Below are 14,770 nucleotides of genomic sequence, written 5' to 3' on the forward strand. Positions count from 1 at the left end.
GGGTGAGAACCGAGCTGGCCGAGCGGCTGAAACAGGAGGCGATGGGGCTGGGCTTCGCTCCGGTCGGCATCGCCGCCGTGCCCGGTGGCGGCCAGCTCCGCCTGCGCACCGCCGCCCTGGAGCGCTGGCTCCAGGCGGGCCACCAGGGCTCCATGGGTTGGATGGCTGACCCGCGCCGCGCCCGGGTGGAAACGCTGCTGGACGGTGTGCGCAGCCTGGTGGCGGTGGGGCTGAGCTACCACGTGGCGGCCGAGCGCGTCCCCGGCGCCCTGGCCATCGCCCGCTACGGCTGGGGTCGGGATTACCACCGGGTGATCGACGGGCGCCTTCGACAGCTGGGGCGCTGGCTGGAGGGTCAGGTGCCGTCCAGCCGCTGGCGCGTTTGCGTGGACAGCGCCCCGCTGCTCGACAAGGCCTGGGCCGAAGAGGCTGGGCTGGGCTGGATCGGCAAGAACGCCAACCTCATCCATCCCCAAAAGGGCTCCTGGCTGCTGCTGGGCCATCTACTCACCACCGTGGAGCTGCCGGCCGACCGTCCCGCCGAGCCCCTCTGCGGCAGCTGCAGCCGCTGCCTGGAGGCCTGCCCCACCGGGGCGATAAGTGAACCCTTCGTGGTCGATGCCCGGCGCTGCCTGGCCTTTCACACGATCGAAAGCCGTGAGCCCAGCCTGCCGGAGCCCATCAAGGCGGGCCTGGGCAACTGGGTGGCGGGCTGTGACATCTGCCAGGACGTCTGCCCCTGGAACGGGCCGAGGTTGGAGCCTTCCAAAGACCCCGATGTGCAGCCCCGGCCCTGGATGCTGGATCTGCGGGCGGAGGAAGCCCTGGGCTGGAACGATGCCGCCTGGGATGAACGGCTGCGGGCCTCGGCCCTGCGGCGCATCAAACCCTGGATGTGGCGCCGAAACATCAGAGCCACCCTGGGGCCGGGATCCTAGGCTGCTCCTTGATACCGGATGACCTCAATGACCCCCCGCTGGTTGCGGTCCATGGTGGCCGCTCCTCTGGCGATTGGCCTGACAGCTGGAGGCCTCGTGGTGGGAACAGCCCCGGCGGCCCAGGCCCTGGTGCCCTATGTCTACATCCCCCGCTCCCAGGAGCTGGAGGCTTCCGGACTGGGGATCGCCCAGGCGGCCACCCGCCTGTTGCGGCTGGGCCAGGCGGAAGATGCCGCCAAGTTGGCGGCCCTGACCGTGCAGCTGCTGCCCGCTGACCCCCGGGGATGGGTGCTGCTGGCGGAGGCGCAGTTGCGCAGCAACCAGACCAAGGAAGCCTCCAAAGCCCTGGCGCGGGCCAAACAACTGGACCCCCGCAACCCTGGCATCCTGTTCGCCCAGGGCTCCCTGGCCCTGCGGGATGGCCAGCCCCGACAGGCGATGACCTACCTGGAACAGGGTCTCAAGCTGGAGAGCAAGAACCCTGGTGCCTACTTCGATCTGGGCAACGCCCATCTCCTGTTGAACAACCCTTCCGCGGCCCTGAGCTCGTTCGAGAAGGCGGCATCCCTACGCAAGGGCTTCTGGGAAGCGATCAACAACCAGGCCCTGGTGCTGTTCGAGATGGGGCAAACGCGGGAGGCGATCGACCGCTGGCGGCAGGCCCTGCAGGTCAAGGCCAACGCCGCCGAACCCACCCTCGCCCTGGCCGCGGCCCTCCAGGGCGGCGGCCAGGGCGAAGAAGCGCTGCGGTTGGCCAAACAGGCCCTCGGCAGCGAACCCAACTACGTGCTGGAGTCGTACCAGAAGGAACAGCTCTGGGGCACCAAGTTGCGGGCCGCCACCCAGCGGCTGCTGGGTCGGCCTGAACTTAAACAGGCGGTGGACCGGGCCCTGGTGAATGCCAGCATGGGCAGCCCCGAAGCAAGCGAGTAGCGGGGCGGCAAGGCGCAGGGGGGGCTGGGGCGCCATCTGTAGGCTGAGCGCCTTCCGCCACCACAGCCCGAACCCGGATGGCCGAGGAGCGCATCCAGCCAATCGCCCTGCATCAGGAGATGCAGCGCTCTTACCTCGAGTACGCCATGAGCGTGATCGTGGGGCGGGCCCTGCCGGACGTGCGCGACGGTCTCAAGCCCGTGCAGCGGCGCATCCTGTTCGCGATGCACGAGCTGGGTCTCACCCCTGATCGGCCCTACCGCAAATGCGCGCGGGTGGTGGGGGATGTGCTGGGCAAGTACCATCCCCACGGCGACCAGGCGGTCTATGACGCCCTGGTGCGGCTGGTGCAGACCTTCGCCAGTCGCCATCCTCTACTGGATGGCCATGGCAATTTCGGCTCCGTCGACGACGACCCGGCCGCCGCCATGCGTTACACGGAGACACGGCTCGCGCCGATCTCCCATGAGGCGCTGCTCGATGAAATCGGCAACGACACGGTTGATTTCGCCTCCAACTTCGATGGCTCCCAACAGGAGCCGACGGTGCTCCCCGCCCAGTTGCCCTTCCTGCTGCTGAACGGCTGCTCGGGCATCGCCGTGGGGATGGCCACCAACATCCCACCCCACAACCTCGGCGAGGTGGTGGATGCCCTGATCTCCCTGGTGCGCAAGCCCGACCTCAGCGACGACAAGCTGCTGGAGCTCGTGCCAGGCCCCGACTTTCCCACCGGAGGCGAGGTGCTCACCGGCAGCGGTGTGCGTGACACCTACCTGGGCGGCCGCGGCAGCATCCCCATGCGCGGGGTCGCCCACATCGAAGAAGTGCAGCCCGGCAAGGGCCGCCACCGTCGCGCCGCGGTTGTGATCACTGAGCTTCCCTATCAGCTGAGCAAGGCGGGCTGGATCGAGAAACTGGCCGAGCAGGTGAACGACGGCAAGATCGGCGGCATCGCCGACATCCGCGACGAAAGCGACCGCGACGGCATGCGCGTGGTGGTGGAGCTGCGCCGCGATGCCGAAGCCACGAACGTGCTCGGCGAACTGCAGCGCCGTACGGCATTGCAGAGCAACTTCGGCGCGATCCTGCTGGCCCTGGTGGACGGCAAACCCCAGCAACTGAGCTTGCGCCAACTGCTGGAGCGGTTCCTGGAGTACCGCGAACACACCATGATCCGCCGCACCAACCACGCTCTCAAGCGCGCCGAAGACCGCCTGGAGGTGGTGGAGGGTCTGATCAAGGCCCTCGACGCCCTGCAACGGGTGATCGCCCTGATCCAGGCGGCCGCAGACGCGGCCTCAGCCCGGGCCAGCCTGCAGGTGCAGCTTGGCCTGAGCGAACGCCAGGCGGACGCCGTGCTCGCCATGCCCCTGCGACGGCTCACCAGCCTGGAACAAGACGGCCTGCGCAGCGAAGCCGAGGAGCTGCGGGGAGAGCGCACACGGCTGCGGGAGCTGCTCGACAACCGCGACAGCCTGCTGGAGGCCCTGGTCCGTGAGCTCAAGGCGCTCAGGAAGCGCTTTGCCACCCCCCGCCGCACCCGCCTGGTGGAGGGGGGCGATGCCCTGGTGGCCCAGCGGGCGGCGGCCGTGCGACCCAATGCCGAACGCCAGCGCCAACAGGCCTACGGGGCCCTGGCCAGTGATGGCCGGTTGGTGATCAGCGCCGATGGCCAGGTGAGGATCGTCGCCCCCCAGCTGCTGGGGCGCTTGCATTTGGACGAGCCCGTGGATCTGGGGGAACACCCGGCTCCGGCCCGTCTGATCCTGCCGATCGCAGGCCAACCCAGCCTGCTGGCCTTCACCAGCAGCGGCCGAGCGGCCCTGCTGCGCTGGGAGTTTGCTGGCCAGCAAACGGGGAACCTTGAGAAATTCCTCCCCGAAAGCCTCGAGGGCGAACGCGTGGTGCAGGTGCTTCCCCTCGTGGGCGATGCCTCCCTCAGCCTGGGGCTGCTCAGCAGCGATGGCCGCTTCAAGCGCCTGCCGACGAGCGAATTCCAGGAGCTCTCCGGCCGGGCCGTCACGGTGCTCAAGCTTCGCGATGGCGTGGAGCTTCAGCGGGTGGTGACCTGCCGAGAAGGAGATGACCTGATCGTGGCCAGCAGCACCGGTCGGGTGCTGAAACTGGCGGTGAACGAAGTCAACCTGCCGCTGATGGGGCGCAGTGCCCAGGGGCCAGTGCTGATGCGCCTGCTGCCGGGTGAAACCGTGGTGGGCGCGGTGACCGCCGGAGCAAGCGACGACGTGCTACTCGCCAGCACCGGTGGACAGCTCAAGCGCCTGCGGGCCGGCGGCCTGCGCCGCTGCGAGCGGGGGGATCTGGGGCAGATCGGGCTGCGCTTCCAGGAGCGCAGCGATCAGTTGGTGGATCTCCAGGGACTGGGGTCGGGGCTGGTGAGCGTGCTGGTGGGCGACAAGCGCCATTTCCGGTTCAACGCCGACCAACTCGAAACCCAGGACGCCCCTGGCAGCGGTGAACATTATCCCCTGGGCGAGGGCGAACGCGTGAGGGAGCTCGTGCCCCTGATCCGCTGAGACGATTCAACGGATTGGCCCCGGCGGTCCTCGTCCCACCCTGCCTAGAGGCTCACTCCTGAGGGCAGTGCAGCGCCCTGGGGCTGCTCAGAGCGAGGCCGCCAGCCCCGCTGGCTCGAGCATCAACTTGCTGGAGCGCATCTCTTCCTCCATCTCAATCGGGTATTTCCCGTCAAAGCAGGCCGTGCAGAAGTTGGTCGACGCCGCATGCGCCGCTTCCACCATGCCCTCCTTGCTGAGATAGGCCAGGGAATCGACCCCGAGATGCGCCTCGATCTGCTGGAGAGAGAGCCGCGCGGCAATCAATTGATCCTGGTTATCGGTGTCGATGCCGTAGAAGCAGGGATGGGTGACCGGCGGCGAACTGATGCGCATGTGCACCTCGGTGGCCCCCGCCTCCCGCAGGGCCGCCACGAGCTTGCGGCTTGTGGTGCCGCGCACGATCGAGTCATCAATCACCACGATGCGCTTGCCGCTGAGCACGTCGGGGAGAGGGTTGAGCTTCACGCGAATTCCCGCCTCCCGCATCGCCTGGGTGGGCTGGATGAAGGTACGCCCCACATAGCGGTTCTTGATCAGACCATCGGCGAAGGGGATGCCGCTCGCCTGGGAAAAACCGATCGCCGCCGGAATCCCCGAATCGGGCACACCAATCACCAGATCAGCCTCCACCGCTGACTCCCTGGCCAGCACCTCACCGATCCGGCAGCGGTAGCTGTAGAGCGATTCACCAAAGAAACGGCTGTCCGGGCGAGCGAAGTAAATCATCTCGAACACGCACAGCTTCGTGGGCTGCATGCTCCAGCGGGAGCGCTCGGGTTCGAGGTCGCCTGCACGGAACTGCACCAGTTCGCCGGGGGCCACCTCGTCGAGGTAAGTGGCGCCGATGATGTCGAGGCCGCAGCTTTCGCTGCTCACCACCCAGTGGTGGTCTCCATCCTCGCCAAACGAACCGAAGACCAACGGCCGGATGCCGTGGCCATCGCGCAGGGCAAAAAGAGCTCCTGGGGTACCGATCGCCAGGCTGAAGGCACCGCGGCAGCGGCCGGCGGCAGCGCGAATCGCCTCCTTCCAACCCAGGCCACCGTTGACCGCCTCCTGCAACGCGAAAGCGATCAGCTCCGAATCAGTGGTGGACGTGAGCTCGGCATCGGTGGCGGCGATCGCCTCGCGCAGTTCACCGGCGTTGACGAGGTTGCCGTTGTGGGCGAGGGCGAAGGGACCCAGACGGGTCATCAAGACCACGGGCTGCGCGTTGCAGACGCGGCTGCTGCCAGTGGTGGAGTAGCGATTGTGGCCGACCGCTAAGACACCCGGCATGCGCGCCAGCACATCCTGATCGAACACCTGGCTCACCAGGCCCATGTCCTTGTGCAACCGCACCTTGTCGCCGTTGAAGACAGCAATGCCCGCTGATTCCTGGCCCCGATGCTGCAGGGCGTAGAGCCCGAAGTAGGTGAGATTGGCCACCTGCTGCCCTGGAGCCAGCACGGCGAACACACCGCAGGCTTCCTCGGGTTTGTCAGGGCGTTCGTCACGATCAGCGGTGCTCACCGATCCTTCGGGATGTTCGCTGAGCGACACAGGGTCGGGCGCTGTCAAGTGATTGTTCACAGTCTGCCTCAGCCCCGGGCACCGAGGCGCCGGGGAAGGGCCTGCTCGTAGCGTTCAGCCAGAGGGGCAAGGGCGCTGGTCAGCACCAGCTGATCCCCTCGGCTGAGGGTGAGCTGGGGCTCGGTGATCACCTGCCCCAGGCGCTCGGCCCAAGCCTGATCAGCCAAGGCACCGGCCCTCTCGAGGGCAGCCTGCCAAGGGCCTGTCCGGGACGCCGGCACCGACACCAACAGACGGGCGCCCCCCTCGGAAAACAGCAACCGATCGAGCCGCACTTCCCCGGGAGGCAGTTGCACCGTGGCCCCCAGCCCCGAGGCGATCGAGGCTTCCGCCAGGGCCACCGCCAAGCCGCCATCGGCCAGGTCGTGGGCGGAGGTCACCAGCCCTGAGGCGATCGCCAGGCGCAGGAACGCCTGCACCCGCACCTCCAGCTCCAGATCAGTGCGCGGTGGCCGACCGGTGACCAGGCCGTGGATGCACTCCAGGTAACTGCTGCCCGCCAGCGACAGGCGCTCTTCGTTGGCGGCGGTTTCACAGATCGTTTCCAGGGGAACCCCCAGCAACCAGATCGCATCCCCAGGGGTACACCAGGCCAGACCGGTGACCTGGGCCAGGTCATGCACCAGACCCACCATGCCCACCACGGGCGTGGGGTGGATCGGCTGCATCTGTCCGTCGCTCAGCCGGGTCTCGTTGTAGAGGGAGACGTTGCCACCGGTCACGGGGGTGCCCAGGGCACGGCAGGCCTCCGCCAGGCCCCGGCAGGCCAGGGCCAGCTGCCAGTAGCCCCGGTCGGTGTCAGGGGAGGGGAAATTGAGGTTGTCGGTGACCGCCAGGGGCTCGGCGCCAACGCAGCTGAGGTTACGGGCCGCCTCCGCCACCGCGGCGATCGCGCCGCGCTCGGGATCAAGGGCCACCCAGCGATTCGGGCAATCCACCGTGGCCGCCACCCCGCGCGTCACTGCGGTGAGGGAGCCCTCCCCCTGCTGGGGACGCAGGCGCACCACGGCGGCATCGGCACCGCCAGGAGGCACCACGGTGTTGGCCTGCACCTGGTGGTCGTACTGGCGCCAGACCCAGCGCTTGCTGGCAATGGTGGGATCATCCAGCAGCTTCTCCAAGACGGCGGCCCAGCCCAGAGTTCCCTTGGCGATGGCGATGCCGTCGATGCTGGCCTCAGGAAGCTGATCCTCACGCCAGTGCCAGTGGGCGAGCAGATCGGCCGGTGGCTCGTTGATCAGCTCGTGGTGGTTGATCGGGGTGTCATCGGCCAGGGCGTTGGCGGGCACCTCCGCCGCCACCTCGCCATGCTGAAGCACGCGCACGATCGGCTCGGCGAGCACCCGGCCCACCACCGCGGCCTGGAGACCCCAGCGGCGGAAGCGCTCCATCAGAGGCTCCTCCCGCCCGGCCCGCACCACGAAGAGCATGCGTTCCTGGGACTCCGAAAGCAGGTACTCGTAGGCGCTCATACCGGCCTCTCGGGCAGGGACCCGATCGAGATCCAGCTCCACCCCCACCCCACCCTTGGCGGCCATCTCCGAACAACTGCAGGTCAACCCAGCGGCGCCCATGTCCTGGGCAGCCACCACATCACCGCTCTTGAACGCCTCCAGACAGGCCTCGATCAAGCCCTTTTCCAGGAACGGATCCCCCACCTGCACGGCAGGGCGGTCGTCGAGGGAGGCGGCGGTGAGCTCGGCGGAGGCAAAGCTGGCGCCACCCATGCCATCGCGGCCGGTGGTGCTGCCCACATAAACCACCGGATTGCCGACGCCCTCGGCGCCGGAGCGCACGATCTCGGGCGTTTCCATCAACCCCAGAGCCATGGCGTTCACCAGCGGGTTGCCGCTGTAGCTGGGGTCGAAGGCGACCTCGCCGCCCACGGTGGGCACCCCAACACAGTTGCCGTAGTGGGCAATGCCGGCCACCACCCCCTCCATCAGACCCACGTTGCGCTCGTCTTCCAACGGGCCGAAGCGCAGGGCATTGAGCAGGGCGATCGGCCGCGCCCCCATGGTGAAGATGTCGCGCAGGATGCCGCCCACGCCCGTGGCCGCCCCCTGGAAGGGCTCCACGGCGGAGGGGTGGTTGTGGCTTTCGATCTTGAAGGCCAGGTGCTGACCCTCCCCCAGGTCCACCACGCCCGCGTTCTCCCCCGGTCCCACCAGGATGCGGGGCCCCTCGGTGGGAAAGCCCCGCAACAGGGGGCGCGAATTGCGGTAGCAGCAGTGCTCCGACCACATCACTCCGAACATGCCCAATTCAGCGCGGTTGGGCGCCCGCCCGAGCCGACGGACGATCTCGTCGTAGTCAGCCTGGGAGAGCCCCTCCTTGCGCAGCGCCTCGGCAACGGAGAAGGTGGTGGTGGCAACCACGGCGGCACGCTCAAGTGCTGATCAGTCTGGCTGAGGGGGGTCAGGCGTTTCAGGATTCGGGCTTCCACCCGGCCCCACCAGTGGATGGAGAACGACCTTTTGGAGCACTCAGATCCAGGGATCTTCGTCGGGGCGGGGGGTCCGGCGGCGGCGGCGGACCGGCGGGGTCCAGGGTTCGTCGTCAACGGCGTCCTCGCCCACCGGGGGGCGCAGGCGCTCCCAGTCGTCGGAAGGTTCCGGCCTCCCCTCCCAGGCCTGCTCAGCCTCGAAGGCCTCCCATGGCTCCTGCCGTTGCTCGCGATCCAGCTCGTCTGGGATGGTCTCGCCCCTGGCGGGTTCGTCCCAGGGAGGTTCCTCCATCCAGCCCTCAAGCCGGTCCTCGAAACGGTCCCCCGCCTGCTGGAACTGATCCCGCAGCCGGGCGGTCTCCTGGCCCACCTGGGCCCGCCAGCGGCGGGAACGCTGCAGGAACTCCTGGCGCAGGCTGGCCTTGGCCAGGGGCAGGTCATCGAGGCCGCCCACGGCGCTCACCACCTGGCCGGGCTGCTGATCGACGATCCGATCAGGGGAAAGCCGCCAACGGCTACTGCCCGGCAGACGGGGATCGCTGCGGGACACCAGATAGTGCAGGATCCGTCCCGTGCGCAGCTCCACCGCCAGATCCACCAGGGTGCCGAGGGGATCCCCGGAACGCCCCATGAGCACCGCCTCCAGCAACGTCGGCAGCCGGGCCAGGGTGTCGGCGTCGGTGGCCGTCGACGGACCCTGCACCAGGGCCTCGTGCTCCCCCAGGCCGCGCAGTTGATTCAGCCGCCACACCATGGGGCGGGAGCCAAAGCCAACGGGCTTGCTCACCCAGCCCAACAGCCGATGCACGGGCGGATGCATCCAGCCCTGCTGCCCGGCGCCATGGTCGAGACCCTGATCACAGCGGACCCGCAGCCGAAGCAGATCACTGAGCAGCAGGTGCTCCGGCAGGGCCACGGGCTCAGGTCCGAATCTGAATGGGCATCACCAGATAGGTGAAGGCCCCACCCTCCACCGGCGCCAGGACCGCGGGGGTGGTGGGAGCGTTCACGCGCAACTCCACCCGTTCGGAGACGATCGCCTTGAGGCCCTCCAGGACATAGCGCACGTTGAAGGCGATCTGGATCGGCTCGCCGCTGATCACCGCCGCCAGGGCCTCTGAACCACTGCCCACGTCCTGGACATCGGCACTGATCGAGAGTTGGCCGCTGGCGGGGTCGCTGCTGAGCTTGACCACGTTGTTGTACTGGTCCGCCAGCACCGCCACGCGCTCGAGGGCGGCGATCAGGCCACGACGGTCGATCTCCAGCACGCGGTTGAAGCTGTCGGGGATGAGCTGGCGGTAATTGGGGTAGGTGCCATCGAGGCTGCGGCTGGTGACCACCTGGTCGCCCCAGAGGAACACCACCTGGCCGCGGTCGTAGAAAAGGTTGACCGGATCGGCGGACTGGCGCGCCGAGAGCAACCGCTCCAGCTCCCGCAGGGAGCGCGCGGGCACGGTCACAGCGAAGGGCTCCCCTTCTCCCGCTTCGGCAGCCGCCCCAGGCAAGGCGTTGGTCAAGCGCAGCACCGAGAGTCGGTGGCCGTCGGTGGCGGCGAACTCCAGATCGTTCCCCTCCAGGCTCAGGTGCACGCCCGTGAGCAGCTGCTTAGCCTCGTCGCCGCTGCTGGCGAACAGGGTGGCGCGCAGGCCCCGGACCAAGGCCTCGGCCTCGAGACGAATCGGCACGCCCGTTTGCAGCAGGGGCAGCTCAGGAAAATCCTCGGCAGCCAGACCGCGCACCTGATAGCTCCCGGAGAGGCTGGTGAGCTCCACCTGCTCGCTCTCCTCGAGGTTGACCAGGGTGATCGGGCTGTCACTGGCCTGGCGCGAGACGATTTCGCCGAACAGGCGTGCCGGCAGGGTGATGGCGCCGCTGGATTCCACCGAGGCCGGCAGGCTGGTTTGGATGCCAAGACTGAGATCAAAGCCAGTAAGGCTCAAGCGACCGGTACCCGCATCCGCCGTCAACAGCACGTTGGCGAGCACGGGATGATTCGGTCGCGCGGACACCGCCCGGCTCACCAGCTGGAGGCTGGCATTCAGTTCGGCCTGGGAGCAGACCAGCTTCATCGGCGCAGACCCTGGGCTTGGAGAGAAGGATGGCCCATCACGGGCGACACCACGCTTCCACAAGGCGTCGCGATCCGCAACGGTTCCTCGGACCTTCCGGCCTCCAGGTCCCGTTGGGGTGGCCTGATCAAGGACGTTCTACGGATCAAGAAAGGATTGAATCCAAGTAATCAAAAACTTCGTAGCCGTAGGGGCTGTGGAAATCGTGGAAAAGTCCGCAAAAGTCTTGCAAGAGAATGGATCGTCATCGAGATTCGCTGGGGAGAGCGAGAGCGAGAGCCGTGATTTCGAGCTGTTTTCCACTCTTTCCCCGGACTGGGGAAAAACAATGACCATCCATGACTCACCCCCGTCCGTGCTTTTCCCCGTTTCTGGCGCTCTTTTCCCCCGTTACCCCCTCGACCAGTTTCAGGAATGACTGGTCACCAACGGAGACCCGGACCGCTTCTTCCGGGGGCATGAGACGCTCCATGGGCCTAAAAAAACCGACCCTTGGGGTCGGTTGCAGGGCTCCATCCCTGGGACGCGTCCGCCGCAGGGCGCGGTGTTAGAAGCCCATCACCTGGGCCACCGTGGCCAGGTCGGGATTCAGATCGGGGTGGAAGGCAGCATCGTTGTTCTCGATCGCGCAGGTGGGATCCTTCAGACCATTGCCCGTGAGCACGCAGACCACCGTGGCCCCGGCCGGCACCACATCGGCCTGTTGCAGCAGCCCCGCCACCGAAGCGGCACTGGCGGGTTCACAGAACACACCCTCCTGGCTGCCCAGCAGTTTGTAGGCCTTCACGATTTCGGCGTCGGTCACGGCGTTGAAAGCGCCACCGCTCTCGCTACGCACCTTCAGGGCCTTTTCCCGGTTGGCCGGGTTGCCGATCCGGATGGCCGTGGCGATGGTGTCCGGTTGCTCCACCGTGTGGCCCAGCACCAGCGGGGCGGAACCGCTGGCCTGAAAGCCCATCATCCTGGGCAACTTGCGGCTCAGGCCCGCCTGGCGGTACTCCTGGAAGCCCATCCAGTAGGCGCTGATGTTGCCGGCGTTGCCCATGGGGATGCAGAGCCAGTCGGGGGCGTCACCAAGGGCATCCACCACCTCGAAGGCGGCGGTCTTCTGGCCTTGCAGGCGGTAGGGATTGAGCGAATTCACCAGGGTGACCGGGTAGCGCTCGGCCACCTCGCGCACGATCGTCAGGGCCTGGTCGAAATTGCCGCGCACCGCCAGCACCTCAGCGCCGTAGAGCAGGGCCTGGGCCAGTTTTCCCTGGGCCACGTAGCCGTCGGGGATCAGCACGAAGGCGCGCATGCCGGCCCGGCGGGCGTAGGCGGCCGCCGCCGCAGAGGTGTTCCCCGTGCTGGCGCAGATCACCGCGCTCGAGCCGGCCTCCTTGGCCTTGCTGATCGCCATGGTCATGCCCCGGTCCTTGAAGCTGCCGGTGGGATTGAGACCGTCGTACTTGAGGAACACCTTCACGCCACGGCCGATGCGTTCGGCCACGGCGGGCGCCGGGATCAGCGGCGTGCCCCCCTCGCGCAGGGTGATCACCGGGGTGCGCTCGGACACCGGCAACCAGCGCCGGTAGCCCTCGATCAGTCCGGGCCAATCCTGGAAGGCCGACTTTCTGCCCAGGTTGCGCAGGGAGGAAAGCAGCGGCACAACGGCGGATGGGTGGATAGGCCGAATCTACGCTTCAGGGGCGTGAGCTCCCGTGGAGCTGTCTCTCAGTCTCAGGAGGGACCCTTCGAGGGACCCGGTGCCTTGAGGCCATCGAGGGGCGATTCCGAGAAGAAGCGCACCAACTCGGCGATTGAGCTGGCTTTGCTCACGGTGCTGAGCAGGGCAGGAAGGCTGATCGCCAGATCGTCGTTGGGGTAGGCGCGCAGGAAGGCGACGGCGGAAAGGCTGTCGCTGTTGTCCTTGAGCCCGATGATCGTGGCTGCCCGCAGGGCAGGAACCGCCACGCCCTTGGCGTTCAAGGGGTACACGATCGCCGAGACCCGGTTGAGCACCGCCTCACCGATACGGGTGTTGAGCAGTCGGCTGGTGAGCACCAGCGGCAGGCTGATCCGTTGGTTGAGAAGCTTCGCGACGTCCTGGGGTTTCTGCCTGCCCAGCCGCAACACATCCGCCAGCAGGCCCTCGGCCTGGCCGGTCTTGGCCAGCAACTCCAGATCAGCGACAGGGATCGAGCGCCGGAAGGCGCCACTCACGAACACCACCTGCTCGGCGGCCTGGGCACCCAGGGGCAGGGCGGTCAGGGCCAGGCCCAGCAGGGAACCCATGGCCTTAAGGGGCTGTCGCAAGGTTGGACTCCATTCGTGGTCGAACTCTAGGAGGAGCACTTTCAGCTGACGCCCACGCCCCTTCTGGTTTCCGGTGTCACAAGCACGTCGCGCAGCAGGCGTACCACTCCCCTCTCCGCCAGTCGGCGGGCGAGATCCAGTCCCATGCGCCGTAGATCCGGCTCCCGCAGCAACCGTGGCAGCCGGCTGAGCAGCAGCTGGGGATCGAAGCCGGGTAGCTCGCGCAGGATCGTCACCAGCCGTGCGACGGGCTCAAGGGAAAGAAGCTCAAGATCCTTGGCCGTGACCGGTTCAAGACCGCGAAGGCCGGGAGGTTGCAGCTGCCGCGGCAGCCGCTGACCGAGCCGTTGCACGGTCTGCCAGCCGAACTCATCCATCTGCTCCACCGCCGCCTCCACCAGTTGCTCGCGCAGCATTCCACCCCCTGGGGAGAAGAGGAAATCGAGCACCTGATCAAGCAGGCCTTCCAGGTCGAGTTGATCCTGCAGCGAGGCGCTGGTGATCAGGTTGTCCAGGCGCTGCCAGCGGAATAGATCACCGTCGAAGAGCATGTCGCGCAGGCTCTCGCGCAACTCGGGATCGGGGTCCTCCATCAGCCGCCGGGCGAAGTAGGGGTAGGCGGCTCCAAGGATCTTGAAGCTGGGATCAACGCTCAGGGCAATGCCCTCAAGGGTGACCAGGGAACGGATGATCAGGGCGTAGTAGGGAGGAACCTGGAAGGGGAAGCGATACATCACCCCGGAAAGCTCATCCGTCACCGCCTTGAAATCCAGCCGGCTCACCCCCTGCTCGATCGCCTGGCCGAACACCGTTTCGAAGGCCGGCACGATCGGCTCGAGATCCACGGTTTCGGCCAGGAAGCCGAGCTGAACGAAATCATGGGAGAGGGCGGAGAAGTTTCGGTTGACCAGGTGCACCACCGCCTGGATCAAGCCCGTTCGCGAGCTGCGGCTCACCGTGCTCATCATTCCGAAATCCAGGTAGGCCAGCCGTCCGTCCGCCAGGGCCAGCAGATTCCCCGGGTGGGGATCGGCGTGGAAGAAGCCGTGCTCCAGCAATTGCTGCAGGCTGCAGTTCACCCCCACCTGCACCATGTCATCAGGGTCGATGCCTAGGGCCTTGACCGCAGCGAGGTTGGTGAGTTTCACCCCATCGATCCACTCCATCGTCAGCACCCGTCGGCTGGTGGCCGCGCGGTGGATCAACGGCACGGCGATGCGGCGGTTGCTGCGGTGCAGGGCCGCGAAGCGCTCTGCGTTGGAGGCCTCATTGAGGTAATCCATCTCCTCGAACACCCGCTGACCGAGTTCGTCGATCAGGGCGACGAGATCGCTGCGGATCAGGCCCACATAGCGGTTCAGCCAGGCGGCGATGTTGCGCACGATGTAGAGATCGAGCGTGATCTGCTCGCGCAGGCCAGGCCGCTGCACCTTCACAGCCACGGCGGCGCCGCCCTTGAGTACGCCTTTGTGCACCTGGCCCAGGGAGGCGGCGGAGATCGGCTCGCGATCGAGCTGGTCGTAGATCGCCTCCACCGGCTGACCCAGGTCCTCCTCGATGCAGGCCATCGCCAGGGTTGAATCGAAGCCGGGCAGTTGGTCCTGAAGCTGGGCCAGCTCCTCCAGCAGCATCGGCGGCACGATGTCCGGCCGGGTGGAGAGGGCCTGACCGGCCTTGATGAACGCCGGCCCCAGCTGCACCAGGAGCTCGGCGCATTCCTTGGCCCGTCCCCGTGCGCGGGCGGGTCGGCTCAGTCGCCCGGTGGCCCGGTCGAACCCCACCCCCAGCAGATAGAGGCCGATCGGCACCAGTGTTTGCCACAGGCGGCGCAGCAAACGCTGCGGATGGCCGGAGTAAATGCGGCGGATCGTGGCCGGGTCGTAGCTGAGCAGACCGGCGGCTTCGATGAAATCGCCGCTCGAGCCGACCATGGCA

Annotated in this window: 10 protein-coding genes; 3 read left to right on the plus strand and 7 right to left on the minus strand. The window is 67.3% G+C overall.

Annotated features, from left to right (window positions below):
- The first annotated feature begins 2 nt into the window (after positions 1 to 2).
- From queG to KBY88_RS10975, 3 genes are all read left to right on the plus strand, one after another.
- Positions 3 to 938 (plus strand): tRNA epoxyqueuosine(34) reductase QueG, encoded by a 936-nt coding sequence (gene queG / locus KBY88_RS10965; RefSeq protein ID WP_254939974.1) that lies wholly within the window; start codon positions 3 to 5, stop codon positions 936 to 938.
- A gap of 27 nt (positions 939 to 965) precedes the next feature.
- Complete coding sequence (locus KBY88_RS10970; protein ID WP_254939975.1) at positions 966 to 1,871, plus strand: tetratricopeptide repeat protein; 906 nt, start codon at positions 966 to 968, stop codon at positions 1,869 to 1,871.
- A gap of 77 nt (positions 1,872 to 1,948) precedes the next feature.
- The gene (locus KBY88_RS10975; RefSeq protein ID WP_254939976.1) at positions 1,949 to 4,405 is read left to right on the plus strand and encodes a DNA gyrase/topoisomerase IV subunit A; all 2,457 of its coding nucleotides are present in this window, start codon (positions 1,949 to 1,951) and stop codon (positions 4,403 to 4,405) included.
- 87 nt (positions 4,406 to 4,492) lie between these two features.
- Here the strand turns inward: KBY88_RS10975 and purF are convergent, their stop codons facing one another.
- The 7 genes from purF to KBY88_RS11010 all read right to left on the minus strand — a co-directional run bounded on the left by purF (position 4,493) and on the right by KBY88_RS11010 (position 14,766).
- A complete protein-coding gene (gene purF, locus KBY88_RS10980) occupies positions 4,493 to 5,959 on the minus strand; it encodes an amidophosphoribosyltransferase (RefSeq protein ID WP_254940006.1) in 1,467 nt (488 codons plus the stop codon).
- A gap of 68 nt (positions 5,960 to 6,027) precedes the next feature.
- Positions 6,028 to 8,397 carry a phosphoribosylformylglycinamidine synthase subunit PurL gene (gene purL / locus KBY88_RS10985; RefSeq protein WP_254939977.1) on the minus strand — a complete coding sequence of 790 codons (2,370 nt, stop codon included), beginning with the start codon at positions 8,395 to 8,397 and terminating at the stop codon, positions 6,028 to 6,030.
- A gap of 108 nt (positions 8,398 to 8,505) precedes the next feature.
- Positions 8,506 to 9,381: an RNA methyltransferase gene (locus KBY88_RS10990; protein WP_254939978.1), complete on the minus strand. Its 876-nt coding sequence runs from the start codon at positions 9,379 to 9,381 to the stop codon at positions 8,506 to 8,508.
- 4 nt (positions 9,382 to 9,385) lie between these two features.
- Complete coding sequence (gene dnaN / locus KBY88_RS10995) at positions 9,386 to 10,537, minus strand: DNA polymerase III subunit beta (protein WP_254939979.1); 1,152 nt, start codon at positions 10,535 to 10,537, stop codon at positions 9,386 to 9,388.
- Between the two features lie 547 nt (positions 10,538 to 11,084).
- The gene (gene thrC, locus KBY88_RS11000) at positions 11,085 to 12,188 is read right to left on the minus strand and encodes a threonine synthase (protein ID WP_254939980.1); all 1,104 of its coding nucleotides are present in this window, start codon (positions 12,186 to 12,188) and stop codon (positions 11,085 to 11,087) included.
- Positions 12,189 to 12,259: 71 nt separating this feature from the next.
- Positions 12,260 to 12,835, minus strand: a complete 576-nt coding sequence (locus KBY88_RS11005) for an alpha/beta hydrolase (RefSeq protein WP_315858123.1) — start codon at positions 12,833 to 12,835, stop codon at positions 12,260 to 12,262.
- A gap of 41 nt (positions 12,836 to 12,876) precedes the next feature.
- Entirely contained in the window at positions 12,877 to 14,766 is a 1,890-nt protein-coding gene (locus KBY88_RS11010; RefSeq protein ID WP_254939981.1) for an ABC1 kinase family protein, read from the minus strand.
- Positions 14,767 to 14,770 lie beyond the last annotated feature (4 nt).

This window comes from Cyanobium sp. Morenito 9A2 (genome assembly GCF_024345575.1).
In the GTDB taxonomy this organism is placed as follows: Bacteria; Cyanobacteriota; Cyanobacteriia; order PCC-6307; family Cyanobiaceae; genus ATX-6F1.